21 protein-coding genes and 4 pseudogenes are annotated in these 25,763 nt (G+C 66.9%); 11 read left to right on the forward strand and 14 right to left on the reverse strand.

Annotated features, from left to right (window positions below; translation table 11 throughout):
* Nucleotides 1–57 precede the first annotated feature (57 nt).
* A complete protein-coding gene (locus Q5694_RS34960; RefSeq protein ID WP_443040993.1) occupies nt 58–192 on the forward strand; it encodes a DUF3885 domain-containing protein in 135 nt (44 codons plus the stop codon).
* 36 nt (nt 193–228) lie between these two features.
* On the opposite strand, the pseudogene Q5694_RS34140 reads toward Q5694_RS34960, so the two are convergent.
* Nucleotides 229–408 (reverse strand): annotated as a pseudogene (locus Q5694_RS34140) (IS5/IS1182 family transposase); the annotation flags it as partial.
* Nucleotides 409–807: 399 nt separating this feature from the next.
* Here Q5694_RS34140 and Q5694_RS34145 point away from each other — a divergent pair.
* Nucleotides 808–1,140, forward strand: coding sequence for a histone-like nucleoid-structuring protein Lsr2 (locus Q5694_RS34145; RefSeq protein ID WP_333937405.1), 333 nt, complete (start codon nt 808–810; stop codon nt 1,138–1,140).
* Nucleotides 1,141–1,918: 778 nt separating this feature from the next.
* Here Q5694_RS34145 and Q5694_RS34150 read toward each other — a convergent pair.
* A pseudogene (locus Q5694_RS34150) lies at nt 1,919–2,469 on the reverse strand (transposase); the annotation flags it as partial.
* A gap of 305 nt (nt 2,470–2,774) precedes the next feature.
* Entirely contained in the window at nt 2,775–3,569 is a 795-nt protein-coding gene (locus Q5694_RS34155) for an ATP-binding protein (RefSeq protein ID WP_333937406.1), read from the reverse strand.
* Between Q5694_RS34155 and Q5694_RS34160 the strand changes: the two genes are divergently transcribed.
* Both Q5694_RS34160 and Q5694_RS34165 read left to right on the forward strand, forming a co-directional pair.
* Nucleotides 3,532–3,768 carry a DUF397 domain-containing protein gene (locus tag Q5694_RS34160; protein ID WP_333937407.1) on the forward strand — a complete coding sequence of 79 codons (237 nt, stop codon included), beginning with the start codon at nt 3,532–3,534 and terminating at the stop codon, nt 3,766–3,768. The two genes, Q5694_RS34155 and Q5694_RS34160, sit on opposite strands and share 38 nt — an antisense overlap.
* Before the next feature lie 89 nt (nt 3,769–3,857).
* A complete protein-coding gene (locus tag Q5694_RS34165; RefSeq protein ID WP_333937408.1) occupies nt 3,858–4,772 on the forward strand; it encodes a helix-turn-helix domain-containing protein in 915 nt (304 codons plus the stop codon).
* Between the two features lie 33 nt (nt 4,773–4,805).
* Here the strand turns inward: Q5694_RS34165 and Q5694_RS34170 are convergent, their stop codons facing one another.
* The 3 genes from Q5694_RS34170 to Q5694_RS34180 form a co-directional block, all read right to left on the reverse strand.
* Complete coding sequence (locus Q5694_RS34170; protein WP_333937409.1) at nt 4,806–5,609, reverse strand: SAM-dependent methyltransferase; 804 nt, start codon at nt 5,607–5,609, stop codon at nt 4,806–4,808.
* A gap of 96 nt (nt 5,610–5,705) precedes the next feature.
* On the reverse strand, nt 5,706–6,191 hold the full coding sequence (locus tag Q5694_RS34175; protein WP_333937410.1) for a hypothetical protein: 486 nt from the start codon (nt 6,189–6,191) through the stop codon (nt 5,706–5,708).
* Nucleotides 6,188–7,096: a helix-turn-helix domain-containing protein gene (locus Q5694_RS34180; RefSeq protein ID WP_333937411.1), complete on the reverse strand. Its 909-nt coding sequence runs from the start codon at nt 7,094–7,096 to the stop codon at nt 6,188–6,190. The genes Q5694_RS34175 and Q5694_RS34180 overlap by 4 nt, the downstream gene beginning before the upstream one ends.
* A 2,329-nt stretch (nt 7,097–9,425) precedes the next feature.
* On the opposite strand from Q5694_RS34180, the gene Q5694_RS34185 reads away from it, so the two are divergent.
* The gene (locus Q5694_RS34185) at nt 9,426–10,166 is read left to right on the forward strand and encodes a helix-turn-helix domain-containing protein (RefSeq protein ID WP_333937412.1); all 741 of its coding nucleotides are present in this window, start codon (nt 9,426–9,428) and stop codon (nt 10,164–10,166) included.
* Here Q5694_RS34185 and Q5694_RS34190 read toward each other — a convergent pair.
* The 4 genes and pseudogenes from Q5694_RS34190 to Q5694_RS34205 all read right to left on the reverse strand — a co-directional run.
* Nucleotides 10,082–10,533: pseudogene (locus Q5694_RS34190) on the reverse strand (IS5/IS1182 family transposase); the annotation flags it as partial. The gene Q5694_RS34185 and the pseudogene Q5694_RS34190 overlap by 85 nt on opposite strands.
* Nucleotides 10,534–10,691: 158 nt before the next feature.
* The gene (locus tag Q5694_RS34195) at nt 10,692–11,249 is read right to left on the reverse strand and encodes a DUF6461 domain-containing protein (protein ID WP_333937413.1); all 558 of its coding nucleotides are present in this window, start codon (nt 11,247–11,249) and stop codon (nt 10,692–10,694) included.
* Between the two features lie 80 nt (nt 11,250–11,329).
* Nucleotides 11,330–12,337 carry a hypothetical protein gene (locus Q5694_RS34200; RefSeq protein ID WP_333937414.1) on the reverse strand — a complete coding sequence of 336 codons (1,008 nt, stop codon included), beginning with the start codon at nt 12,335–12,337 and terminating at the stop codon, nt 11,330–11,332.
* Between the two features lie 1,147 nt (nt 12,338–13,484).
* Complete coding sequence (locus tag Q5694_RS34205) at nt 13,485–15,146, reverse strand: OPT/YSL family transporter (RefSeq protein ID WP_333937415.1); 1,662 nt, start codon at nt 15,144–15,146, stop codon at nt 13,485–13,487.
* Nucleotides 15,147–15,428: 282 nt separating this feature from the next.
* Here Q5694_RS34205 and Q5694_RS34210 point away from each other — a divergent pair, with 282 nt between their 5' ends.
* Nucleotides 15,429–16,115, forward strand: coding sequence for a tRNA-dependent cyclodipeptide synthase (locus tag Q5694_RS34210; RefSeq protein ID WP_333937416.1), 687 nt, complete (start codon nt 15,429–15,431; stop codon nt 16,113–16,115).
* Between the two features lie 1,420 nt (nt 16,116–17,535).
* On the opposite strand, the pseudogene Q5694_RS34215 reads toward Q5694_RS34210, so the two are convergent.
* Nucleotides 17,536–17,772: pseudogene (locus tag Q5694_RS34215) on the reverse strand (helix-turn-helix domain-containing protein); the annotation flags it as partial.
* A 105-nt stretch (nt 17,773–17,877) separates the two neighbouring features.
* Between Q5694_RS34215 and Q5694_RS34220 the strand changes: the two are divergent.
* The gene (locus tag Q5694_RS34220) at nt 17,878–18,240 is read left to right on the forward strand and encodes a hypothetical protein (protein ID WP_333937417.1); all 363 of its coding nucleotides are present in this window, start codon (nt 17,878–17,880) and stop codon (nt 18,238–18,240) included.
* A gap of 114 nt (nt 18,241–18,354) precedes the next feature.
* Here Q5694_RS34220 and Q5694_RS34225 read toward each other — a convergent pair whose 3' ends face one another.
* On the reverse strand, nt 18,355–19,164 hold the full coding sequence (locus tag Q5694_RS34225) for a TIGR02391 family protein (protein WP_333937418.1): 810 nt from the start codon (nt 19,162–19,164) through the stop codon (nt 18,355–18,357).
* Between the two features lie 214 nt (nt 19,165–19,378).
* On the opposite strand from Q5694_RS34225, the gene Q5694_RS34230 reads away from it, so the two are divergent.
* Complete coding sequence (locus Q5694_RS34230) at nt 19,379–20,809, forward strand: helix-turn-helix transcriptional regulator (protein WP_333937419.1); 1,431 nt, start codon at nt 19,379–19,381, stop codon at nt 20,807–20,809.
* A 407-nt stretch (nt 20,810–21,216) separates the two neighbouring features.
* Here Q5694_RS34230 and Q5694_RS34235 read toward each other — a convergent pair whose 3' ends face one another.
* Both Q5694_RS34235 and Q5694_RS34240 read right to left on the reverse strand, forming a co-directional pair.
* The gene (locus Q5694_RS34235) at nt 21,217–22,188 is read right to left on the reverse strand and encodes an ATP-dependent DNA ligase (protein ID WP_333937420.1); all 972 of its coding nucleotides are present in this window, start codon (nt 22,186–22,188) and stop codon (nt 21,217–21,219) included.
* A gap of 89 nt (nt 22,189–22,277) precedes the next feature.
* Nucleotides 22,278–22,628 carry a DUF6233 domain-containing protein gene (locus tag Q5694_RS34240; protein ID WP_333937421.1) on the reverse strand — a complete coding sequence of 117 codons (351 nt, stop codon included), beginning with the start codon at nt 22,626–22,628 and terminating at the stop codon, nt 22,278–22,280.
* 77 nt (nt 22,629–22,705) lie between these two features.
* Here Q5694_RS34240 and Q5694_RS34245 point away from each other — a divergent pair, with 77 nt between their 5' ends.
* The 3 genes from Q5694_RS34245 to Q5694_RS34255 all read left to right on the forward strand — a co-directional run bounded on the left by Q5694_RS34245 (nt 22,706) and on the right by Q5694_RS34255 (nt 25,054).
* The gene (locus Q5694_RS34245; protein ID WP_333937422.1) at nt 22,706–22,891 is read left to right on the forward strand and encodes a hypothetical protein; all 186 of its coding nucleotides are present in this window, start codon (nt 22,706–22,708) and stop codon (nt 22,889–22,891) included.
* 176 nt (nt 22,892–23,067) lie between these two features.
* Nucleotides 23,068–23,376, forward strand: coding sequence for a hypothetical protein (locus tag Q5694_RS34250; RefSeq protein WP_333937423.1), 309 nt, complete (start codon nt 23,068–23,070; stop codon nt 23,374–23,376).
* Between the two features lie 868 nt (nt 23,377–24,244).
* Nucleotides 24,245–25,054: a hypothetical protein gene (locus tag Q5694_RS34255; protein WP_333937424.1), complete on the forward strand. Its 810-nt coding sequence runs from the start codon at nt 24,245–24,247 to the stop codon at nt 25,052–25,054.
* Nucleotides 25,055–25,763 lie beyond the last annotated feature (709 nt).

A 25,763-nucleotide genomic window follows, 5' to 3' on the forward strand; every position in this document is an offset into this window, starting at 1 on the left:
CCGGCACGAGCTGCTCGACGATCCCCACCATGACCGACAGACTACCGAGCCAGCCAAATGAGATGGCGTCTAAGACGCATCTACCACCCCTACGACGGCGGCGCAGATGTCTTCCTCGCTACCCCCGGGGACCGGGATCGGGTACGCGATCGGCATGCCGACTGGCTTTCCAGCCACCCGCTGGGCCTCTGACAGGCCGGATTCACCACCCCGCCCATGTCGCGGGATTCAGGTAGTCAGCCGACGGAGACAGAAGCGAAGTGCTGCCATGCCGACAAGGAGAGGAGGTGTCCGGCCTTGCGCTCGTAGCGCCGGTGGAGTCGTCGGCAGCCGGCCAACCAGGACACTCTCCTCTCAACCACCACCGGTGGCGGCCGAGCCTTTGTAGGACTCGACGCCTGTGCGAGCTCCCGTCCTTGCAGCGAGCAGCAGGCATAGGCGGATTCCCTCGTCCGGTGGCGGGCGGCCACAACCCGGGTGGATGATCGCCTCACTTTCGCTGGGAAGCCGCCACTGCATTCATGCATGCACTACGCGTGAAGCCGGACAGGAATCGCGAATGGCAAAAATGGGGCATATTTGCCTAATGGCGCCCGGGAAGACGGTACCCACGCCCGGAAGGGCCGCCAGGGCGGCAGAGGAGCGCCGACCGCCTATCACGATGCCTGGACTCCTGTCGTTTTCGCTCGATCGATGACCAGCCCACTGAGCGTCCATCCCTGCGCAAAGCTAAGGCCCCCGCCTCTGCGCGCCCTGAGCATGAAACTTCGAAGTAGACATGCGAAATAATCTGGGTACGATTCGAGCATGGCTCAGAAGATTGTTACCGTTTACACGGATGACCTCACCGGCGAAGAATCGGAAGAAGTGCAGACGCACGCATTCTCCCTCGACGGCGTCAATTATGAGATCGACCTCATCGCCGACAACTACGACAAGCTGTACGAGGCGCTCGCCCCGTTCATCGAGAAGGGACGCAAGGTCGGCCGGACCAAGGGGCCGGCCCGCCCTCGCAGGACGTCCGTCGATGGGCCCAGCGCGGAGGAGCTTCGCGCCTGGGCACGGGAAAACAACTACCCGGTGAATGACCGCGGGCGCGTCCCTGCCCACATCCGGGAGGCTTACCAGAAGGCCAACTGAAACCGGAGACTTGCAGTAGCTGCCGCGAGTCCTGCAACCCGTTCACCGGTCATGCCCTGTGCATCAGGGATGAACCCCGCAGTGGCCTCCCGAGGCCGCAGCGGGGCGGCGAGGGCAGCAGACGCCTGCCTCTGCGCCGGATAAAGAACGGGACTGCCAGCGCTATCCCACTCCTTGTGCGGGTAGCCGCATAGCGGTGACGGCGCCCGCGAACTCCGCCTCGAGGAGCACCTTGGCCGCCAGCGCAGGGCTCTCGTTCTCCCAGAGGCCGCGCCGCAGTTCACTGCCGCGAGGGACTCGAGGCCTCACGCTCTTCCTGCCGCGCCAGGGCGCTCGGTGCTGTCCCTGCACTGTCGGGTGTCGTCGGCGTGGCGGCGCCGGCTTCGCCGGGGCGGACGCGATGGGGGAGGGCGGCACCACCGGGGCGGGCACCGCCGTCCCTGACGAGGTCGAGGCCCCTGACTGACCGTGGACCTTGCGTCTTCACGCTCAGAAGCGACCAACTGGCCGTGCTCCTGGTCGAATGTGGCCTTAAGTCCTTCCGCGGCGCACCCGCCAGGCGGCCCGGAGACTACGTGCAGAAGAATCCCCGCGAGGGAGCCCCGCAGGAGCCGGCGGAAGAAGCCAGCGTCGACGGCAGCCGACTGCACCTCGACCAATTCGAGATCGACGCAGACCCGGACGGGATCCACGAGGCACAGCGGTCACAGTCGCTACCTCGCACGAAGCGTTGTCCCGTAACTGATCACGGTCGTGCTTGCTGACCTGCCTGCTCGGTTCAGCCGGTGATGGTGAAATCGTGGAGGCGGGCGGTGCCGAGCATGGTGTGGTGAACGCCGTCGCCTTTCAAACGGCAGTCGCGGAGGATCTTCCAGCTCTTCATCCGGGCGAAGGCGTGCTCGACGCAGGCCCTGACTTTGCGGTGCGAGGCGTTGTGTTCCTCTTTCCAGGCCGGAAGTTCGGCCCGGCCGGGGGGCACGGCGGTAGGGGATGATCAGGCCAGCGTCCCGGTAGCCACCGTCAGCAATGACGATAGTCCGGCCGATGGCGTCCTTCGCTCCGGACAGCTCCCATGCCTTGCAGTCGTTCCGGTCCCCGGGACCGCCGGCCGACGGCGACGACCAGACGGGTGTCGGCATCGATGACGACGTAGTGGTTGGTGGAGTACCTGTAGTTCTTCGACTGCTCGGCGATCGTGTCGTCCCGGGTGGGGACCAGGGTGGCGTCGACGATCAGCACCGTATTCTTCCGGAACCTCGTGCGAGGCCGGAGGGCGAGCAATGGCCCGAGGTGGGCGATGATCCGGTCCGCAGCGGACTTGGAGACCCCCGAACATCACCTCCCGTGAGGCAGCCCGTTCCCTTGTGCGCGGCAGCTGGAACCCGTCTATCGCTGCGTGGACGGAGCAACGCGAGCTGCGCCCTTGATGCGCTTGGGGTCGTGTCGTCTGTCGTCGAACTGGCGCTCCCAGCACAGGCCGTCGGCGTCCAGGGATTGAAAGGAACCCGCTTGCCCATCTGGGGCGCTGAAAGGCTTGCCTCCTGAAGGAGGTCAGCTCCGCAGCGCGCCGGCCCTGTCGCGCTCAGCTGCCGGATGGCCCGCCTTTCACGACGATGCCCACGGACGAGGGTGCCTCAAGCGGCCGGTAGCTCCATGCGAGCCCAAACCGCCTTCCCCGGTGCTTCCGGGGTCATGGTGAAGCCCCAGGTGTCGCTGAGAGCCCTCACAATGGGCAGCCCCCTGTGCTCTTCAGCCATGGGCTGAGGGGCAGTGAGCCTGGGACACAGCGTGTTGGGGTCTCGGACAACGCACAGAAGCGTTCGTGGGCGCAGAGCCAGGGCCAGCCACACCGCACCGTTCGGTCCGTCGGCCACTTCCGCGTCGGGTCTTCCGTGGCGGACGGCGTTGGCGACCAGTTCGGAGGCAATCTGTACAGCGTCGTCACAGATGCTGTTCAGGTTCCAGCGACGCACCGTCTGCCGGGTGAACTGGCGTGCAACGTAGCAGCTGTGTCGGGAAGCCACAGGAATCTTGCGGGCAGCGAAGGGCGTGCTGCCCAGGCCCGAACGCACGGCGAGGTTCTGAGGCGATGCAAGAGGCCGGCCGAGGAACCGTAGCTGCTGTCTTCGCTCAGTGCAGGCATCGGGCAGTGACTGTGGCTGAAATGCACTCTTGCGTCGTGGCGTCAAGCGTCCGTCCCCCGGAACTGTTGCCGTGCGGTGGGCACGACGTGCCGTCGTGCCCGTCACTATTCCGGCCCGCTCCTCGTTCCTGCAAGCGCGTCTCTGCAATTGCAGAGCACGTGAATTCGCACGGATGATCGATCCAGGACCGGTGCTGTTCGCAGGGCGTCCGATGGTGCGGATACGATCCCGAGAGGAGTGGTGAGGTATGCAGTGGCTGGAGAACGGCCCCGGCGGAGAAGTCACCCAGGAAGTGCGCTGGTACAAGAGCCGTCACAGCGGAGGGAACGGCAACTGCGTAGAAGTCGCCCGCCTCCCCGATGGCGAGGTGGCGCTCCGCAATTCCAGATTCCCCGATGGACCGGTCCTCATCTACACACGTGAGGAGATCGCGGCCTTCCTCGGCGGCGTCAAGGATGGCGAGTTCGACTTCACTCTGTCGTGACGGATCGTAGAGTTATGGCCACTCGCTGACACGGCGTGAGTCCGGCTGACATACTCCTGGCATCTCAACAGTGGCATAGGAGTAACCCCATGGCAGCCGACCGTCAGGCGCCGTCAATCCTCGGATTCCCGCACCGGCCGGAGTGGGGTCCGGCAGCTCACCGCAAGGCGCTTGCCGGCTACCTGAGGCGCTGCCGTGACCATGCCGGAGTCCCCTCACATCAGGCCGCGCGCTGTATCCACAGCTCCGCGGCGACACTCAGTCGCATGGAAACAGGCCGGTCAGCCATCAAAGCGGCGGAAGTTGAGCGGCTTCTGGACGTCTACCACGTCCATGATCCACGCGAGCGTGCCAGGGTCAGCGACCTCGTCGAGGAAGCGGCCAAGCCGGAGGCCTGGCAGCCCTTCGCCAATGCGGTACCGCAGGCGCTGAGGCCGCTGTTGGCCATGGAACCGGCCGCCCGCCGCATCATCTCCTATGAACCCCAACTGGTGCCAGGCTGGCTCCAGACTGAGGAATACGCCGAGATTGTGATCCGCGCGTATCACCCGACCAAGCCGGCCCGAGAAATCGAAGAGCGCGTGTCCCTGCGCATGCAACGCCTGGAGATGCTTCGCCGCGAGGCATCCCCGCCCGTTTTGCTGGCTGTGATGGATTCCGAAGTGTTCCGCCGCAGAGTAGGCACACCTGGGGTGATGTACCGGCAGATCAAACATCTGCTCGCCCTGCTGGAAGAACTGCCCTACCAGCTGAAGCTGCAGATCGCCCCGCTGACCGTCGGCGCCGCTGGAGCCATCGGGCACCCCGTGGTCCACCTGCGGTTCTTCACGCCCGAATACCTGCCGGACATGGTCTACCTCGAGCAGTACGAAGGAGCCCTCTACCGGGAGAAACCCTCGGAGTCCGAGCGCTATCTCGCCATCCTCAACAACCTCTGCTGGGTGGCCACACCGGCTGAGCAGACGTCGGCACTATTGGAACAGGCACTGACCGCCTGGCGATGAACGTGACGTGCAGCGCTCTACCGAGAACGCAGGTCAGCTTCTGACGAAGCCCACCCCACCGTATTCCTCCCACTCCCAACTGAGCTGTGCAGGCACGTCGTCCTGGCCCGGCCGCCACGCAGAGACCTCCACCAGGCCCGGCTCGACGAGCTGCAAGGGGGTGCAGAAACCAGCCACGTCCTTCTTTTCCCTCACACGCCCCCAGTGGCCCTGCGTCTGCTCGTCCATGTACTGGCTGACGAAGTCCCGCACCTGGGCGTCGTCGCTGACAAGCTGACAGACCACCATCATGCTGCCCAGTGGCAGCCTGTCGGCCACCCGGGCAATCAGCTCCGCAGGACCATCGCGGTCCGGAATGCAATGCAGTACCGAAACGAACAGGGCCGCAGCCGGCTCGGTCGGATCGATGAGACGGCGTACCGGTTCACTGGAAAAGATCGCATCGGTGTCTCGCATGTCCGCCTGCAGCACAGCTGTATTCTCATTGCTGGCCAACAGGACCCCGCCAATGGTGCGGACGATGGGATCGTTGTCGATGTACACCACCCGGCTGGAAGGATCCACCCGCTGGGCAATTTCGTGAACGTTGTCCTGCGTCGGCAACCCCGACCCGTGATCGATGAACTGCCTGATCCCGAAGTCTGCAGCGAGCACGCGCACCACCCGGCGCAGGAACTCCCGATTATTCAGAGCCAGTTCGCGCATGCTCGGCACCTGCCTGAGCAACTCCTCGCACGCCAGGCGGTCCGCGGGATAGTTGTCCTGACCGCCCAGGAGACTGTCGTACATACGAGCCACACTCGGAATCGTGACATCCACACCGTACGGCAGGTTCACGCCACTTCCCTCCCGCTCAGCGCGTGCCGACAACACGCGACCCCGTGACGCAGTGTAGCGAGGGAGTGTGGTAACGCACTGCCCAACGGCTCGAACTCACTCCCCGGGATCATGCGCCGCTAGATCGGGAAGATCTACCGGACGCAATCCCAACACATCTGCGATGCGGTCCCGGCTCATGTGCATGTACTCCCGGAGAAAGGCCACATCACTCGGCAGCACCTGCTGCGCCCGAGCGTCTGCTACATCCCCAACCGCGTCCAGGCCCAGCGCCTGGTCGACGTGATGGTGCAAAATGCCCCATGCAACCACTGCTGGACTGGCGCTGCCCAGCACCGCCAACCAGGACACCGCCAGCTCAGTGAAAGCCGCGGTGACCACCCTCTCCGCTGCCGCAAGGCGGCCCATCCTCCAAGTCGTATACAACATGTACGGCTCATACAGCCGCTCACGGAAGGCCACGAAGGAGGCCAGCGCCGCCTGCGGTGCCCGATGCTCCGGCCGGCGGGCACAGACGCGCCCCTGTGCAGCTCCGGCAAGCACGGCCTCCGCAGCGCACGCCACCCGCCCGAAGCCGGTCACGACCCCTCACCTGGCAAAGGAATGTGCGCCTTGCCCTCCGGGCCACTCGGGTCGTCACACATCAAGAATGTGTAATGAACCGCTTCCCACAACGGCTTGAAGTCGAGGGGACGGCCACCGAGCGCGCACACCAGAGCAGCCAGCACCTCCCAGTCCGGGATATCAATGCCTGCCAGCACACGGCGTGCCTGTAGGGCAGTGACCGCTTTGCCGCTCAGCAGCTCGATCCGTTCTGCGGTCGGCGACTTAGCGGCCAAGTGCAACCCGCGTACGGCGGCATGCAGCTGAGAGATGGCCGACGCAAGGGGCTGCCGCCCCTGCGCCGTCATCCCATGGGCCACTTCGAACAGCACCCGCAACTCGGCCGGGTCGGCCCCGAAGAGGATCGCCAATGAGACCGTTAGATCCCAAGTCGGCAACCGATCCCCCGACAAGACGCGGGAGATGAACGATGCCGAGAGCATGGTCTGCTCTGCCACTTCCCTGATGGTCAGGCCGCTGGCCGTCTGCAAGTGCGTCAGGGCCGAGGCAAGCTGGCTGGCCGGGGACACGATGTCGCCGCTAAGGTCGCCGGCCGTGTCCTCTGACGAGCTGGACGACGGGACGGATGCAGAGCCGCGCCACCGGGCAGGGGCGGCCCGCTTCTCATTGGCATGGAGGCCCATCATCCGCGCAACCCGTTCCGGCCCCCACCGCGCTCGCGCCGTCTCGGGAGCCACGTGCGCAGCCTTCGCCACCGTTTCCCATTTCTCACCCCGGTGGCGGGCGTCCTGCACCGCGGCAGCGGTATAGATTTCCAGCTCCCGTCGAATCGCTTCGGCTCTCTCCAACAGGGTGGCCAGTTCCTCCTGACGCATCTCGCTGTCGACCAACTGCTGGGCAAGCCGTCGCACCTCGGCAGCCACCGCCCCGCCCAATGGCCCCTGCCTGCTGGATGCCGCTGTCTTCCGTGCCGCCCACACTTTCCGGTCACGCTGAGCCCGCCGCCGGCAGGCGGTGCTGCAATAGCGGCGCCGTCGGCCGGCCCCAGTGTTCTGCACTAACGGGCCGTCACACACCGGACAAGCCTGCGGCCCCGACGGATTGGTCGGCATACTGAGGTCCCTCTTCATCTTCGCCACGCAGGGTCCGCTGGCCCTGACTTCTTGCCAGGATCGGTCCTGGGTGGTGGCCGGCTTCAGCAACCGGCCACCCTCAAAATGCGTCAGTCCGCCTGGGCCCAGAGCCAGTGGATTCGCGACGCGCGCGCCGCGGCAGCTGCTACCGCGGCGTACGCCACGCACGCCGCGGCTGGCCATTGGCCGGCGGACGGCAGAACGAAGGACAACGCCAAGACCAAAATGGGGCCCAGGTCGACCGTGACAGACAGGGCACGCAAGCGTGCGCAATCGCGTCTGGTGTTGCTACCGTCCGGACGAGTCCGGGGCACCACGGTGCCCCGGACAGCATTGCGGTCAGTCATCTCTCTCCTCGTGGAATCGACGGCTGGTCAAGATGCGTGAGGGTCCTGGTCTGTTGGTGCCATCCTCTGGGCCAGGGCCCTATTGGCGTGACACTAGCGCGCCCGCAGATCACGCTGCCAATGCCGCGAGGCTTTAACTGACGACTCGGCCGCATCGATGTGCGAAAACAGTCCGCCGAACCGGAATCCTGCTCAGAGCCCTCTGAACTGGCGCCGAAAAGTGGGTATTGGCGATCGGAGTTGATCGCTTCTGGCCTTTATAGTTTCTGATACACCGTCTGCTGGCGCGTGAAAAATCAGATAGGGCACGCTCCGGCGCACTCGTGAACGCGCATGCGCCCTCCGGCGCCGTGCGGCCAGCTGACACCAACACCAGCGCATCGTCGTCACCCGGGTCGCATGCAAGATCATCTGCCCGAGGCTCTTTTTTGAACGACGCGAGCATCACCGGAGCCCACCCGAGGGTCACCAGGAGCTCTACTCCGACGCTGCTGACGTGCGTTGCGAGCTCCCTATGATGCCGCTGGTGCTGTCGTCGGCAGCCCGAGGCGTATTTCTCCTCGACGCGGCCATCGGTGGTCGAGCAAGCCCTCGTCATGGCGCAACTGCCCAGGTGGCAGGACGGGGTGGCTTGGCGATCTCCGACAACGTCTGGACGCCCACTTTGCGGAGCCCACCGCCGTACAGCCTTACAAGCTGCGAGTTGGGCGGCTCATCTGCAAGTTGCCAACAGCGGCTGGTATGTACGAGGTTCACGCGGACGGCTCCGGCGGACGCCGACGCCAACCGGTGGGCGCACGACACCCTGCACGACGCTGAGCAGCAGGACTGCTACGAGGATGGCGGCCGAGCCTGGTCGGGTCCTTCCCCGTCCCGGGAGCCGAGGTCAGACAGGCGCCGATCGGCGCCAGCCTGGCGATGCTCGGTGACCTCCCGACGTGGTCGGCCGCTATGCAGCTGATGGTCGACCTGCAGACCCGTTCCTCCATGCGGGGGCGGCTTGACCCAGGCCGCCTTCACGGAGGCAGAACTCTGGCTTCATGCCTCGAGCCCTGCACCACCGGTTCACCCGCCCCGCTGGGGCGGCGCAATGCCAGCCCGAAGACGCTGGCGCATGACCGTATGCGCAGACGAGCACCGCATCCGACCTCGCCCGGTCACGAACGTGAGCCGGGCCAAAAGCCCGGCTCACGCCCGGAGCACCTCTGTGCTGCCACACACTTGCCGGTGCCCGGTTCGTCGTTGCCCCGATGGCCGGTTGGAAGGAGTTTGCAGTCGCCGAGGAGAACCTCCTCAGAGCGTCGCACTCCGGTTGGTGAAGGGCAACCGAGAGTGGGCCACCGTTGGGACAACCTCCTCTCCGCTCTGCCCGAGACACCGAGTGATCAACTCTTTGAGCAGGTCAGTGCACTGCACCGTTCCTCGACGGGTGCGCTGCATGCGGGTCTTCCTCAGGGGGACGCACGGATGAAACAACGTCCGCGCACGCCGCGTTGTTCAGGCACTATGACCTGCGCGCGCCGGGTGACTGCCATCACCCAGCGTGAAGAAGGAGTCCGCAGTGACCGGCGGGCGGCGCCAGCCCTATCCACCGGCCCGATCTCTGAGAAGGAGCATGAGTCGCCGGCGTCATGCCGCGGATGTCGTCATGCCTGCGCCGCACCCACAGGCCGTCGTGGTCATTGTCATCGTCCTTGCTACTGCCTGGCTTGCCGGGCGAGGCATCGATCCAGCTGTCATCGTGCAAGTGCTCGGTGGCGTCGGAGTAGGCAGTGCCGCCGTCGGCGGGCGGCTGCGACGGCGTCGGCGGATCACCTCAGCCGGGCAGCAAAGGTGAGGGCTGCCATGGGACGCCCCCTGCCGACCAGTTCAACATCTCACTGCTTGACCTGGCCGCCTGGCTGCAGGAACGTCGCAAGGAAGCTGGCTTGCGTTACGCCGACCTTGCCGACCGCACCCGAGGCACCGAACACCCCTGCTCCGTCAGCACCCTGCAACGGGCCGCCAGCGGGCAGACGGTTCCACGGCTGCCTGTTGTAGAGGCCTACGCCCGGGCTTGCGGTGCGTCGGTCGATCAGGCTCACAGGTACTGGCGTGCGGCTCGAGCACAAAGCCGCAGAGGGCCGCAGGTCTCACCGGCACCCCGGCTGCTCAACACGTCGGCAGAACTGCGCCTTGCCCTGCAGGCCGCCTACGCCAAAGCCGGATACATGCCCCTGCGGGAGATGGAACGACGGGTCGGGCACGGCCGGTTGCCGACGACCACTGTCAGCCGCATGCTCAAGGGCATCACCATGCTCAGCCGCAACCAGCTCCAGGCCTTCCTCGAGGTCTGCAATGTTCCCGACAAGGAGCATGGTGACTGGCTGGACGCTTGGCAGCGTGCGCAGTCTGCGCGATATCACCGAGCCACCAGGGAACTTGCGGCTGCCGCGGAGGCCCGGAGAAGACGTCCGAACGGAGCTGTGAGGGCCTGGACATTCATGCCATTGCATTTGTGTCTCTCGGAGTAGTACGGGGTGTCGGCGGCGATGCGGTCGATCTGCAGCAGGATGACGAACGTCTTCTGCCGGATCGTCCTCATGGCTTCGGTCAAGGAGGGAGCGATGGCGGACAGGGCCTCGACGGCTTCACGTATGTAGCGGTAGACAGTCGCAGTCCCGAAGCCGCCGAAACCCGGCGCCCAGTTGGGCTTAGGTGTCACCGCATCTCAGGTGGGCCAGGGGGGAGCAGGGCCTGTCGTGAGGTGGGAAGGCGCTGCCACCGAGCCCCGGCCCCCCGCCGCTTGGCTGTCAGCTGTCCGGTCAGGAACCGCAGGGTGCGGCTGGTCCAAAAGGACGGGTAGACAAGTACGCGAAGCTCCTGGTGAACACGGGTGATCTAGTCGAGCACCCGTCTACCAGGAGCTTCGTTGTTGCGCAGAACTGTCCAACTCGCGGTCAGCACCACCAGCTCGCGGAGCGCTGGCCTGGTCTCCGGCTTGGCCGCCTGGATTGCTGTACCTCACTATGCGCGGTAAGAGCTCCGTGAGCTTCGGATCAATTTCGGAGAGCCGCTGTCAGAAGTGGCCCGCGAAGGACTTCTCTGTCGACTGTGATGCCGTAGTTCTCGAAGATGGCGTTGGTAAGAGCGGTCATGACCCGCCGACCCCCTATATGTTGAAGCCTCTCCTGCAGAATTTCTGACATGAGGAAGGGGCCATCGCCGGAGGCATCGATTGGATTTCTCGGCTCGAAAGCTTCGAGGCGTCTACCATTCTTCATCCGTTGGAAGAAGTTTGTTCCATCTCCGCCCTTGGAAATCTCCAGGGTTTCCGTATCGCGAGAAACGTGTTCGCGCACCTGTTTAGTCACTCCCAGGGGGATTCTGTCTTCGTAGCTGAAGGACCAGCCTTCCAATCCTCCCACTCTGATCAGATGATCTACCTTGTCGTACGGAAAGGCTTCTTCCGCTTCCTCCAGTCTCATTATTCCCCCTATTTTCTGCGGGGGCACACCGTAGTCTTGAAGGAGCTCTTCCGGTGTTTTTGATCTGGCCAGAACAAGGCAAAAACTGGGATAGCGTGATTCAGTGACCCAGCTCCACCCGTCGGACATGATTCCTCACTCCTTTACGGACCGCTCCAAAGCGAACAGGGGCGGACGCCGTCGGCGTCCGCCCCTGCCATCATAAGTAACTACGCGGGAATGCGTACCGTGTAGGCATCGAAATCTATCACGCGCTGAGCCTGGACCAGTCGGCCGAGCTCTTGACCGGCCGCGCTGTTGACGTCGAACGGCACATGTCCGCGGGAGCACTGAGCTTCCTTGGAGAGAGGCTTGGTCGAGTTGGCCTGAGCGTAGATCCACTCTCCATCGACGAGCTCGAACTCAACGTCGTTGCAGTAGGCGCCAGAAGTTCCGCCCTCCACCGATGCAGCGAAGGGATATTCGTCGCAGGAGTCCTCCGGAATTCTGCTGGTCTTGCGGACGAACAGTTCCGGGGTTTCGACGGCTCCTTCTGCTGCCACGACGCATGTGCTGTTGCGGTTCGCCTCCTGCGCATCGAGGTCTGCAAGCCGGTGGAGCGGTTCATCTTTGGTGCCCAGAGGGTGATCTGAGTACTGCTGCTGGAAGAGGTACGTCGCCGCAGCTTCCTTATAGATGCTGAGAGGCAGGACCAGTTCCGGTGTGATGTGCGGGTAGACGCACCCGGGAACGCTGCTCACCTCGTCGTCGCACCGGATGGTGCGGGGGTTCGACCAAGCGGCGTTCGGCTGGACAGGCACGGTGCCGGCCTGTAACACATTGATTTTATAATTTGTGGTGATGCCGCCGTTGAATCCGGAATTTGGCGTGGCGACATTGTATTCGACATCACCGGAGAGCGTCTGCTTCGGTGCGAGGCTGAGGTGCCCGGTCCACGGGGAGGCAGTAGTCATCTTACAGGACTTGTTGCATCCCGCCGTGAAGGCTACGTGGAAAGTGTTGGTGGTCAGCTTCCCCTCGAAGGACTCGTACTTGATGCTGATGTTCTCCTTCCAATTGAGCTTTGCCCGGTCGAGAATCAGGCGCGAGCTGACGTGCAGAAGGGCGCTACCGACCGGCTTTCCATCCTTCAGCTCCGTGATGTTGATCGGACGGTTCCCAAGGCAGGAACCGAACCTGTCATAGGTGTATTCGGTAGACGCAGTGGAGCAGACCAACTCGTTCCCCCCGCTGTTCAGGGCCGCCTCCGTCAGTGCGACTGGGGAAGCGGTGGCATTGCGAGGGGAATTTGTCGCACTGCTTCCCTGTGTGACACAAAGCTCTCGACCTTCCGTCGTCGGCGAACAGGATGGAGATTCCTCCTTGATCGACGCCGTATCGAACGCAGCCGCCGGGAACTCAGCAGGCCTGAGAACTCCAGATTCCCTAGCCGTATTTGAATTTTCGAATGCGCTGGCCGAACTCGCCGCAAAGCTCACAGTAAAGAGGAATGCGGCTAATCCTACTGCTATTTTACGCAAAGGGCTCTCTTATCTTCCGAATTGGCCATTCCCTTGCCAGGCTATGAATCAGAAGGATGCCGAAGCAATGCAATTTTCGGCCACTATCCACGATGGCCGGCCGCAAGGCATAATGTGCAAAATAGTGAGCTATTGCCAAGCTGATGGTGCTGACCGCTCGTCAGGACTGAGCAGGGAGGGGACGGCTTCCCGCCCACTAGGGGTAAGCAGGTTAGGCCGATCTGGTTGAACCGGTAAATCACGTTGTAGAGGTTGCCTCGTCGGCCTGGCCCAGCTGTGCGATCACTGGGAAGCTGCTACCACCGGCGGAGACCCGCTCATCGCGCGCCGGTAGCGCACCGAACTGGTGCTGCTCAGGCGCCTGCACCATGGCGCCGCAAGCGCCTGAGCTTTGCCGCTCCGGGTGCCCAGGCGATAGCCACACCACGTAACCCTCTCAAGGCTCCGAGCATGCGGTCGTTCGACCTGGGTGCGTCGTGCAGGACCGGACGGTCGTGGTGTGTGCGGCTGCCTCGCCCCGTGGCAAGGCGGCTGAACCTACTGACCTGCGGATGATGCGGCCGCTTAAGGGATGTCCCGCAAAAATCTCGGTTGCGGGTGCGGAGCTGCCTGCCGAGGTGGCGAGGTGCTCAGCCGGTGGCTCGTGAGGTGTCCAGGGACTGGGCGAAGTCGGCGAGCGTCTCAAAGTCGTTCTCGCGCAGGCCGATCAGTAGGACTTCGATTGACGTGAGGTGGCAAGCCCCCGTCTCGCCGCCGTCCCGGCAGTGGAATTTCCGCGGGACCACGGCGGCCGCCACATTCCGGTGCGGGGGACTACGGGCCGGGGCAGATCAGCCGGCTGTGATCACAGGGTCTGCCGCAGGCGGGTGATGTCGTACAGCGAGCTTCCGGCGATCAGGCCCGCGCCGAGCAGCACGAGGGGGTCGTCCCGGCTCGTGACCGCCCGTCGCCTACCTAAGCGGAGGGGGGCATGCCGTAGCGCCCGGACGGCCAGGGCGCCGAGGACCAGCCATCCCGCCTGAGGGGCTGCGACGAGCAGGCCGGTGGCCAGCAGGACGCCCAATTGGCGCTGCGGGCCGCCCAGCCACTGGACGACGGCTCCGCACAACCCCCATACTCCCAGCCGCATCAGGGTGTCGCCGTCGTCCAGACCTGTCTCGATCGTGGCGGTGTAGACCTTCGATAGAGGCGGGATACGGCCTTGGGAGAACAGCGGGTGCCACAGCAGGGCGACAGCGATCAGGGCGACGGCGAAACCGATGAGCTGGGCGAGGTACTGCTGGCGGCGCCCGGCCTGCTCGAACGGCAGCCAGGGCACGGCTTCGGCGCGCAGCAGCCAGCCGGCCTTGAGGTCGTAGCCCATGTCGGCGAAGGCCGGGCCGGTGGCGGCGACGTACCCGACGAGCAGAGCCAGTGCCAGGGGCGGCAGGTGCAGCAGCACGCCGAGGATCAGGAAGATCAGGGTCACGGCGAAGGCCGGGAACCAGCCCGAGTGCATCGCCGCCAGGCCCACGATGAGCTGGTGCACCAGGGCGCCGGTGCCGGCGAACAGGATCCAGCCGGTCAGTGCGAACCCGCTCATGTCTGCGGCGAGCCCCCCGGCCAGCGCCACCAGCGCCGCCCCGGCCGTGAACAGCACCAGCCCCTGGCGCAGGCCGCGTCGCAACCGCCGGTCGTCCACCGTGCGCACGTCCGCCGCGAAGTGCTGCCCGTACGGGGCGGCGTCCCCGGCCGGCCCGGCCGGGGCGTGGTCACCGCGGCGGGCGCGCAGCAGAAGCAGCGCCTGCAACAGCGCCACGATCCCGGCACCGATCATCAGGCCGTGAGGGATGTACAGGGCCGCGAGGTCGGCGTCCAGCAGACCGGGCGCGTACTGTGCGGCGAGAAGACCCGCGCCGAACATGCCCAGCGCCCACATGTTGCCGAGGAAGGCGACCCCCGCCGCGCTCATCGGCATGCCGCAGGCACTGCCCGCCACCCCGGTGACCGCGCCGATCGCGAGGAGCCGCGCCTTGCGCCCGCCCCGGTCGCCCGCCTCGATGGTCTCGGCCGCCGCGATCCCGGGCGGCCAGGCGCCGGACGCGGGCAGCAGCCGGGAGTCGAAGGTCCGGTACAGCACCCAGCTGTCGACCGCCAGACCGATCACAGCGCCGCCCAACACCTGCCACACCAGATCGGCGCGGCCCAGCAGGAACGGCACCGAGACCGGCACGATCAGTGAGTTCGCCGCAGCGAACGTGGCCCCGGAGACCGCGGACTGCACCAGGTTCTGCCGGTGCCGGCTGCGCATCCCCGACAGCGCCGCGACCGGCAGCCGGCCCAGGAGCATCGCCAGCAGCGCACCGATGACGGCCGTGTTGCAGGCCACGCCCAGACTGGTGATCAGCACCAGGCCGATGACCGCGCCGAGCCCCGACAGCAGCGCGCTGACCACCAGCGTCGGAGTCTCCAGCGCACGGGGATGGCGCCGTGGTCCGGCTGCCGTCTTCGCTCCTCTACCGTCCACGGCGGTCGTCAAAGTGAGCGGGCAGGGTGCGGGGAGCGAGCCGGCATGCAGTGTCGGCTCTGGTGGCGCCGGGCGCGAGGTGCCTGTTCATGTCTTTCACGCTCGGCGTCTGCGTGCCGTGCCGCACGCGAGGGCTACGGCAGGCGGCGCACATGCCACGCCCTGCTCCGGCGCCCACTTCACACCGCGGCGCGAAGTGCGCCGCCGAGCCCACCATCACAGAGAGAAGTAAAATCGTCGCAATGTGTGACGGTAGAGGCGGAAGTGAGACAAGAGACAGCCGTGAACGGTGACCTGGTGGACGTGGACCCCAGCAGCGACAACTGCGCCCGGATCCTCGCCGGGCGTCAGCACCTGGTCCTCATGGTCAGCCCCGGCAACCCCTACTTCTCCGTCTCCCGCCTGACGACCCTGCTGAGATGGGCCGCGAAGGAGATGAAGAACACCGACGTCCTGGTGTCCGACCTGGAGATGACCGCGGCCACCTATCTCGCCCAAGGCCGCCCCGAGCACCAGGCGTACAAGAAGGCACGCGCCGACCTGCGGCAGATCGCCTCGCGTATCCGTCGCGCACGCGACGCGGCTGGCAGCCCGGAGCTGCGGGTGAGCGAGTTCGGGCAGTGGGCCCGCCATCCGGAGTACCAGCGGGCCCAGGCCTACGCCCAACAGGTCATGCGAGACCCGGCCTACCGGATGCTGTACCGCCAGGGCACGCGGGAGGCCCTCACCGCGAGAATGCCCGACGGCTGGGAGCCGACCGAACAGCAGATCGACATCGGACTCGTCCACACCGACAAAGCCCTGCCATTCGTCATCAACGCCGTCGGCATCCTCAACGCCCCCGAAGCAGTCACCGCCTACAGCAAGCCCGCCGCCCACTTCCGATACTTCTTCGACCCCGACACCGCGCACCGCCCCTTCCCGGGCCAGGCCTACATCGGCCTGCGCGCACGGGAAAAAGCGGACTGAGCACGGTCGAACCCTGGAGCCGGGGCCGACGACGCACTGCCCGTGCCGAGGCGTGACACGGAACGCCCACCGTCTGCGATGCACGCCCGGGCACGTTCAAGGAAGCGATCCGGTCGCCGCGTGCGGCGAGTAGACAGGTCGGTCCGGGACCGCAGGCGGGCACGTCCGGAAGTGCCGTCAATGCGGTCCGGCATCCCCGGCACAGCCGCACGGCCCGAGCACACAGGTTTACAGGGCGCCAGGCCGCTGCGCTTCGCGCCGCCGTCCCGGCATACGACGAAGTTCCCTCCGTGCTGTCCGGAACTGCGGCCGGTCACCGCACGACGCACCGGACCCGGCCGGATGCACATGCACCGGCCGCGGCGGCGCTCGGCCGTCCTGCCAGCCGACCCCGCTGTGGCGCGAACGGCGGGCACGGCGATGGGCTCCGCCACGCAGACACCGCACGCCCGCCACGCGGCGCCACGGCGGCACAGACCCTCGGCGCGGAAGGTGACGCAGGGACCCCCGGGCGACAGCCGAAGAAGGGCCGGCACGGCGCCGTGCAAGGCGGGCGAGCAAACGCCGCGGCGAAGCAGAGGGAGGTCCAGATACTGCTCTGGTGCTCCCTCGGCAACGGTTGTGGCGGACCGTCGTGCGAGCAGAGCGGACAGGTGTCATCGCGCGGCCCGCCCCCTGCCGGGTGAGCATGAGGTCGGGGCACTGCACTGGTCACCACCGTCCCTGCCTCAGCCGGTGGCATTCTGCCGATTGGCTCTCCCGCCTTCGGTACCTCTTGCGCCAATCACCACACCGGCGCCCACGGCAGTGGCGCCACCACCTCCGGCACTGGAGCCGCTAACGGCAACCTCGCCGGCCTCCCCCTCGGCAGCCCTTTCAACCAATGCGGCGGCGCAGACCTCCCGCTCAGTCAGGAAATTGTCTGCAAGGGGGTCGTTTGGTTGCCCGGATACGACATCATCAGCAGCGCCGTATTCGACAACAACCCCAGCGACCCCGAACTCGTCAAGCGGCTAAGAACCTGCTGACCAACTCCGTATCAACGACACCTACACCTGCTGAGCTGCATCAACAACTCCAGCAGTGACGCGGCCTGGCCACGTGACGTGCTACTGCCCCTTGGCCGACGGCCGCGGTACCGCCGCTCATCGCGATCCGGGAGTCACGGCTACCTGTCATCGATCAGCCCGTCGTCCAGGAAGAAGAACCGCTCCAGCTCGGGCCTCGTCGGCTCCTCGGCGAACGTCCCGTACGCCTCGGCCTGCTCATCGCTCAAAAATTCCACCGGCACGAGCCGGACCGTAGCCAGCCCCGGCCGGCCCGGAGGCGTTTCACCGAACCCCAGCGGCGAATGGATCACTGTGCTAGACGGCCATGATCGTTCTCACCGATAACCGCTGTACCGATTTTCCCCGAGGCCGGGGTAGAGCGTGGCGAGCTGCTTCAGCAGGCGCGCGTACGCCTCCCGCTCCGGAGGCCGGAGCTCGGCCTTGCCCGACTCCCAGCCGCCCACGGTCGCCCGCCGCACGCCCAGAGCAGCGGCCACCTCGTCCAGGGTGAGCGCATGGGCCTGGCGCAGCCGCCTGCGCTCAGCCGGAGGCGGCAGCGGGGAGCGGGACGCGACCAGCGCGTCGACCGCATCGAACAACTCGGACATGGGACACCTCCACCCCGTACCCTATTCTGAAACGCACGTATCACGTACATCTACCGTACCGATCGCGTACAGACGAGCGGCTTCTGGATCGCGCTGGAAGCTCTGATGGTCAGCCCCGGCGACAAGCACGAGGGCATCAGCGAGAGGATCCGGACCCGGACGGCGGCCCTGTTCCCCAGCTCAGTGCGCGAGGGCGTCGAGAGCAGAGTGCAGAAGGCGTACAGCGCACGATCGAAGTACGTACACGGAGACCTCCTCGCCGACCAGAAGCAGGCCGAACTGCGCGAGCTCAGGCTGCTCGTGCGGCAGGTCGTCCTGCGCTGGCTCATCCTCACCCCCTACGACACTCAAGACCTCGCACCGCGTCTTGACGCCGCAGCCGACTGCACCAGCTGCGCACGCGCCATCAACGAACCTCTACGCGCCTTCTTCCAGGCATCACCGCCTCAGGAGGACGTCCGGGCCTGAGACAGCACTGCCTGCGCCGCCGCGGCCCACGTCGCCGGACGCCGCAGCCCGGATCTCCTGCTCGGCATCGCCCCAGTCAGTGCAACTCAGGTACGCGTTGCACTGACTGGGGCATCAGGGGGTGACGCGCGCGCTGTCGAGCCGTCGGTGCACCATCGACAGTGTGGTGAGCAGTTCCAGCAGTTCCTCGTCGGTGACCGTGCGGTGCAGGCGCGGCTCGTGTGCGGCCGGGTTGCGGTACATGCTGAACAGGCCCTTGACCAGGTTCGCCAGCCCTTTTTGCTCATCCAGCTCGGGCCCCGTGGCGTTCGCGTTGATGGCCACCCGGGCCGTTCCGTTACCGGGCATGAGCACCGCGTCGGCCAGCCGCGCCCCGTCCAGGCCTTGGCCGGTGAGCTGCCGCAGCCGGTCGGCCACGGACTTGACCGCCTCCAGGCTGGCGTGGAAGGGGTTCTTGGCCAGGATCTCCTGGGTGCAGTAGCGCAGCACCTCCGGGTGCGTGGAGCGGCGGCATAGCTCGGCTCGCAGGGAACTGGCGTGCCGTGCGGCCTCGCCCAGCGTGGCGGCCGCCGGCCCCCTGGCCACCTGCCCCTGGTCGTTGACCCGCAGCCCGACATGGACGAGGACTTCGTTGAGGTCGTCCTGCCGACGTGAGAACGTGTGGGGCTGCTGAACGTAGCGCACCGGGGCCATCGCCTCTTTGATGAAGGCGATCACGCAGTTCGACGCCCCTTGGCGCGCCTGCTGCGCCAGCAGCGCCCCGGCCAGCCGGTCCCGCTTGTTGCCGCCGTCGGCATCCGGCACCTTCACGACGGCCAGCAGCTGTCCGATCTCCCGCCCGGTCAAGCCGTGATCGGTGTCGCCGAGCACACTTGCCACCGCTGCGACGACCGTCGCCGGCCAAGGCTCGTGACGTGTTGCCATGTCCCGTCCTCCTTCTCCTCGCCCCAGGGCCAACCGACCAGGATGACACGGGCGCGAAGGGCTGACCCCCACTCTCTTCTGCGTCCATGGCAGCGGCGTGTGCGGCAGAGCGGCTCTCGGCGGAGCACCGCCCCGGTGTAGCTATCGCTCCAACTCGCCGCTGTGGAACCTGTCTCGAAATGGCTGTACCGATCCGCTTTCTAGTCGTGTACTAATGGGCATCAATAGCGTTGTAGTCATCTACAGCAGTGAAGTCGAGAAGGGAAACACGTTGGTCTACAACATCCGCCCGCTCGCCAACGGCCTGCGCACCGACCACCCGGTGCCCGGTCTGCCGTTCGTCGACGACTCGCACCTGCCGCTCGACGACGGCCCCGACGCCATCGAGGCCGTCGGCCGCAACAAGGGTGAGGGCATGTGGGGCCGCTGCGACCCCTCCCATGAGGGAGGATGGCTGGCCTTCACCACCGACCCGATCGCCCACCACCTGGGCTGGGCCGTGCGCTACCACCCCGACCACGGACGCACCGTCCTCCTGCTGCACGACAACGACACCGCCAGCCTGCACACCTACTGGACAGGCGCCCCGCTGCTGTTCCGCGCCGGGGGCTACTGGTGGGACGGCGAAGCCTGGTACCGACCCGGCCAGATCTGGGACCCAGTCACCGAGAACTACGCCCGCCACAAAGCCCGCGCCACGGCCACCGTCCACGCCGACGACATGCTCGACGGCCGCGCCCACCCAGACCGCGCCCACGTGCACAAGGTCGCCACGTTCGACCCGGCCACCGCGGCACCGGACAACTGGCTCGACGACCTGACCCTGTGGGCACAGCACCACCAAAAGCAGGACGACCCCCGGCCGCTGCAGAAGTGCGTCGTCGACCTGGCCAGCCCCGAACTCGCAGGCGACCGGCTGCTCGGCGTACCCGAGATGGCCGCACTCGGCGGCATCACAGCCTCCACACTGCGGGGCTACATCTCCCGAGGCGAGAACGACGTACCGCTGCCCCAAGCGGTCGTCGGCGGACGAGCCCAGTGGTCACGACCGGTCGCCGAGGACTGGGTGGAGGCCCGGCGCCGCTCCTCCGAAGGGCTCAACGACGCCATGTCGGCCGGCGACCGGCACCGTCTCGCCCCGGGAGCAGCCCGCATCCGCGACCGGTTCAGCGAAACCTTCTTCAGCTTCCTGTGGAAGCGCCCCGACATCCGCAAGCGCTGGGTCCTGCGCCACCGCAACGAGCCGGCGGTGCGCGAGCTGGCCGACCAACTCGCCTTCGAGGTCGCCGACAGCCTGAGGCAGATCATCCCCACCGACGCCCTCGGACCGACCATCCGCCACGCCGTCCTGGAGGACTTCGCCACCTCGCTGCGCGTCAGCGAACGCCGCGGCCAACTCAGGGACTTCGACCTCATCCTGTCGGTGCCCCTGGCCAAGATGCTCGGCTGGTTCATCCAGCACTTCCCCACCTCGGCCCAGTGGTACGTCGGCGAGATCATGGGCGAGGCGGACAAGTACCTCGACATTCCGGCCCAGGTGACGGGCGAAGCGCTGCGACGGTCTGCGACCACGAACGGGAATCTCGACGCGAAGACGGTGGAGGAGTTCTTCTCCCGCGTCGTCCCACGCGAGCTGGAGAGCTGAGCGTCGCCCGCACCCCCGGCCTGGCCTTTCACCTCGGCGGACGGCAGGACCCCGGCCCGAATGTCCTGCTGGGGCCGGGTTGCCCGCCGCCGAGCCACCTCCTGCGATGTGCCGGTGCGGTGTCAGTGGGTGGGTGTCAGTGACGGCTTGTCAGGCCGTGGTGTTTTCGCTGGTCGAGTACTGAGTAGGGAGTGGTCACTTTCTTGGGCCCGGCGCTTCTCACCTGGACGGCCATGCGCAAATGTCCGCCGTCGTCCCACGCCCGCAGCATCCTGGAGCTCTGCCCGGCTGCTACACGCCGCAACCTGAGCCGGCAGCTGGAGACTCACTCAAGAGGCGGTCCGTGCCGAGCACGTATCGGCACGGACCGCCGCTCAGCTCACAGTTGGCGAGGGGGCCGAAGCCGGTCACTCGCCGAAGGCCGGCACCTGAGCCACGCCGATGTCGGTGCGGATGCGGTGTACCCGGGCGGGGTGCCGCCACCGCCCGGCCGCGTCCCTGGCGACGTCGATGGCCACCTCCATCACGATGTCGGGCTGCACCAGGTGCACGTCCAAAGTCCGCTGCGTTCCCCACCCGGCGGAGAACGTCCATCCCTGCCAGGGGTGCGCGGCCGGGGGCGGGGTGAGCCGCTCGGCGAGGGCGTGGCCGGCGGCCTGGGACAGGGTGGTGCTGCGGCCGGTGTACTGCAGGCGACCGGCGCGGTCGTAACGGCCCAGCAGGACCGTGCGGGGTGCGGCCAGCGAGCCGGTGACCGCACCGACGATGGCCTCGGTGGTCACCCGCACCTTGTACTTCTGCCACGAGCGCACGGGCCGGTACGGCTCATCGAGCCGCTTGAAGCACAGACCCTCCAGCCCTACCGCCGTCCAGGCCAGCCACTGCTCAGCAAGGGCCGGGTCGGTGGTCGACGGGCACAGCGTCAGCGGCCCCGCAACGCTGTGCTCGGCGAAGAGTGCTTCGAGGGCTGCGCGCCGTCGCCGGTAGGCCCAGCCGGTCAGGTCGGTGTCGCCCTGGCGGAGCAGGTCGAAGGCGACGTAGTGCGCCGGCCACTGGCCCGCGGCCTCGCTCGCGCCCTTGCCCCGGCGGGCCAGGCGCTGCTGCAGCCGCTCGAACGCCAACCGTCCGGTCTCCCACACCACCAGCTCACCATCGAGCCCGGTGTCGGGCGGCAACTGTGCGAGGGCGGCGGCCCGAATCTCCGGAAACGAGCCGGTCATGTCCGTGCCCTGGCGGGAGCGCAGCAACACCCGCCCACCGCCGTGCACGGCCAGCTGCGCGCGGTAACCGTCCCACTTCGGCTCCGCCGCGAACCCAGCAGGCAGGACAGGGCTGTCCACGGCCACGGTGAGCATCGGCTGAGGCAACGACCACGTCATGCCGCGATCCCTTCCACACTGCGCACCGCTGGACCGGCCGGGGAACAGCCGATCACCCGGCAGGCAGCCCCGGGCCGCCGCGCCCCGCGCTATTCGAGGATGCCCAGGGCGGTGTCCGGGCGGCAGTGAAGGCACGGCGGCACCTGCTGCGTCAGAGCGTCGACGGCCTGCTCGCGGGACGCAGGATGGCACCGGCCGCTCTTGGCCGCCGCCCAGCAGTCGCCCGTGTGCACCGCGTCGACGTTCGTACGGTTCAGCCCGTACTGGATCAACCACTCCGGCGGCGCCGGCCGCGCCAGCTCGCCCCGGCGCCGCTCGGCCTCCCGCCGCTCCTCGTCGGCAATCCACTGATCGATTTGCGTGAGGGCTGCCGTCGCCTGCTGCTCCACCACCTGGCGCGCGAAGTGCAGCAGCTGTAGCCGCGAGGATTCCTCGTTCACACGTTCGATTCTATGTCCGGCCGAGCGGTCGATGACTCGGCACTGCCCCTGTCAGTGCCACCAGGGAAGATGCCCTCATGAACACCACCATGCGCAGCTACGGCTTCACCTGGACCGACCGTGACGGCACCCGCCGCGCCTCGGCGGTCGCCTACGACAGGATCAGCGCCGACCGGCGCGAGCAGGAACTCGAAGAGGCCGGCGCCACCAGCGTCAGACGCCTGCTTGTGGCGCCCGGGCAGCTGCCGGACATAGAGACCTGACCCGACCGCCCGCACCGGGCCCGTCATCGCTCGCCGGGGTGATTGCGGGCCCGGCCGCGTACCCGCTCGACCGAAGCACGGGTTAGCCGCCCATGCGACCTCTTGCGATCACGTCGGCCCTCACCGCGGCGGCTGCCCTCCTGCTGCTTGCCCCCTCCGCGTCTGCGGCGGTCCCGATGAGCGCCCACGACACCAGCGAGGAAGTGACGATCTCCGTCAAGGGCCAGGGCCTGCACGTCGACACGATCACGGTCACCAGCAGCCGGCACCGCACCTCCGAGGCCTTCCGCGTCTACCGGCACACCGGCTCAGCCGCGACCCAGTCGAACGTCACCCGCTGGAAGACAGCCCGCTCCCACACCGCCGGGATGACCCGGGTTGCTGCCGCTTCCTGGAAGGTCAACGCCACGTTCCCGCACGGGACGTGGCTGTGCGCAGTGGCCAGGAAGTCGTCCGGCAACCCCTGCATCCGAGTCCACCGCTGACCTGACCCGCACACGAACGCCCGGCCCTACGGGGGACAGGGCCGGGCGTTCGACACAGGGCCCAGGCGCATGCCCAGGCGTGCCCGGGGCCCCGCTCGCGCATGCCCGCACGGGGAGCGGCATGACGCAATCACCACTCCAACGCCAGCGCCCTGCAGCGCGTTACGCCCAGCACGCCAGCTGCTCGCCCTGACGCGCGGACGCGCAGCGAAGACGTGTGGCGACAAACGAAAGCGGCCGGTGCCCAATCCGCCGAAGCGGGTGGCAAGGGCACCGGCCAACCAAAGGCCCTCAACGAAGAGGAACTCTCCCCAGCATATCCGGCCCACGGCCCCGAGCAGGAGTGCCTAAGCACCCCGGCGCACCGCCCGCCTGGACGCCCACCACAGGGCCGACGGCGCAGCAGACGGCCCGTTTCCCAGGGCTGGGGCGCAGCAGGGCGTCAGGGCGCAGCACAGCCCCTTTTCCGGGGTGGTTGGGCCGGGGCGCGGCACCGGCCGCCGCCTGCCACGCTCAGAGGCACCGGGCGTCCGCTGCGCTCCCGCCCTCGCTGCGCGGCCCCTGCGGGCGCTGCGCGCCCCACGCGTGCTGCGGGGTCAAGGCCCCCTTGCCGACCCCGCTGCGCGGCGCCGGGCACCGACAGCGCTGCGCGCAGCCGGAAGCGACGACCGGCACCGCGCCCCGGCCCAGCTACCCCGGAAAAGGGGAATAGCGGAAGCCTATTCAGCGAGAAAAGGAACACACAAAACAGGCCCTTTCTCGCCTCCTTTTGAATTGATCTCCGATGGTGAATTGGATAGTCTTTCCATGTCGGCAGGGGGTGGCACCCAACCGACAGCCGAAGGATTCCAACGAACAAAGGAAAACAATGGAACAGCAGCAGCGCTACATTTTCGGCGACCGCGACGAAAAGGGCCTCTACCCCGTCACCGTCGATGACATCCCGGCCGGAACCGTCCACCGCCGTCACGGCAGCTGGTACGCGACCATGCCCGGCCACTACCTCGTCAAGCGATACACCGACCGGCACCAGGCCGCCGCCCACCTCGTCACCCTCATCGACCAGGGCATCCGCCCCACCGGCGAAGCCCCCACCCCCCGCACCCCCGGCGACCTGATCAAGAGCCTGCGCGCCACCAGCTCCTACTCCCACCTCGTGCCCCCGCTGCGCCTGAGCCTGGCCAACCTGGTCCGCGCCGCCGAGGCGATGGCCCGCCTCGCGGAACTCGGCTGGAAGCCCCTGGAGGGCTACCCCGGCGCCGACCAGCCCTGGCTGATGCAGTGCCGCCTGCGCGGCTGGCAGGGCCGCCGCTTCTGGAGCCACCTCCGCGGCCGCAACGGCGACGGCATCCCCCGCCCCATCACCCGCCACCCCGGCTGCAAGCCCGTCTCCGAGCACGCCCAGGCGCTCAGCGACCTCGCCGCCCTGCGCATCAGCACCTGCCCCTGCCCGCCCTTCCCCCGCGACAAGCACCCGATGGACGCGGATACCTGCCTGGACATCCTCACCTCCATCCAGGCCGCCCTGGACGACCATGCGCACATGTCCGCCCTCGTCCACGCCCGCAGCATCCTGGAGCCCTGCCCGGCCGCCACACGCCGCGCCACCGCCCTCAGGGCCGCCTACGAGCGCCACGCGAAGGCCCAGCAGGGCCTCAAGGCAGACAAGCGCAAGTAGCCCGGCGGAACGCGGCCTGGGGCGACAGACACCGCCTCAGGCCGCGTTCCGAAAAAGGTAGGCCAATGTGGCGAACGCTGATGCCTAGCGAGAAACTGAGGCCGTGAGCGACTCGTGGCTCTTCCTTCTTGCCGGGAGTGGGCTAACCCTCGTAGCGACAAGTGCGACCACATGGTTGCAAGGGCTCGTAGCGCGGAGGGGGATCCGTGAAGACCGAGTTTGGAGCAAGCGCGCGGAACTCTACGTGGACCTTTTGGGCTATCAGGCAACGGACACAGACGGGCGGGCACGTGCCTTTGCCTCAGATAAGGTATTGCATCTATCGTCCGAATTGGTGAAGGCACAAGAGGCATTGAAGAGCTTTCTAAGCCGAACGCAAGCGAGCGTTCCAGATGAAACATGGAGCGCCGAACTCAACGCCAGAATTCATTCTTCCAAAGAGGCGTATGCTCGCTTGGAGAAGCGAATCAGATCCGAGCTGCGGATCGGCAAGTAGAGCGAGGATATGGGGGTGCCCTCTGGTTCCAGAGCTTATCCGGTGCTACGGTTTGAAGCCCGGGGGTGGCCCGGTTCTGCCAAAGGTACATGCTGCATCACCTGATGCAGGGTCACCCACCCCAGCCACCCCCTCTCCTCGCTGCCCGGGCCGAAGGCCCGTTGGCCGCACCGCGCAGCGGGGCTGGCCTGTTGGCCGCGTAGCGGCCCGGGT

This window comes from Streptomyces sp. AHA2 (assembly GCF_036857595.1).
Taxonomy (GTDB): domain Bacteria; phylum Actinomycetota; class Actinomycetes; order Streptomycetales; family Streptomycetaceae; genus Streptomyces.

Coding starts and splice junctions, on each gene's coding strand:
- Q5694_RS34960 (WP_443040993.1), top strand. CDS start 58: ATGAGATGGCGTCTAAGACGCATCTACCACCCCTACGACGGCGGCGCA.
- Q5694_RS34160 (WP_333937407.1), top strand. CDS start 3,532: ATGCAGTGGCTGGAGAACGGCCCCGGCGGAGAAGTCACCCAGGAAGTG.
- Q5694_RS34225 (WP_333937418.1), bottom strand. CDS start 19,164: ATGGCAACACGTCACGAGCCTTGGCCGGCGACGGTCGTCGCAGCGGTG.
- Q5694_RS34145 (WP_333937405.1), top strand. CDS start 808: ATGGCTCAGAAGATTGTTACCGTTTACACGGATGACCTCACCGGCGAA.
- Q5694_RS34230 (WP_333937419.1), top strand. CDS start 19,379: ATGGGCATCAATAGCGTTGTAGTCATCTACAGCAGTGAAGTCGAGAAG.
- Q5694_RS34245 (WP_333937422.1), top strand. CDS start 22,706: ATGAACACCACCATGCGCAGCTACGGCTTCACCTGGACCGACCGTGAC.
- Q5694_RS34250 (WP_333937423.1), top strand. CDS start 23,068: ATGAGCGCCCACGACACCAGCGAGGAAGTGACGATCTCCGTCAAGGGC.
- Q5694_RS34255 (WP_333937424.1), top strand. CDS start 24,245: ATGGAACAGCAGCAGCGCTACATTTTCGGCGACCGCGACGAAAAGGGC.
- Q5694_RS34165 (WP_333937408.1), top strand. CDS start 3,858: ATGGCAGCCGACCGTCAGGCGCCGTCAATCCTCGGATTCCCGCACCGG.
- Q5694_RS34195 (WP_333937413.1), bottom strand. CDS start 11,249: ATGTCCGACGGGTGGAGCTGGGTCACTGAATCACGCTATCCCAGTTTT.
- Q5694_RS34235 (WP_333937420.1), bottom strand. CDS start 22,188: ATGACGTGGTCGTTGCCTCAGCCGATGCTCACCGTGGCCGTGGACAGC.
- Q5694_RS34220 (WP_333937417.1), top strand. CDS start 17,878: ATGGTCAGCCCCGGCGACAAGCACGAGGGCATCAGCGAGAGGATCCGG.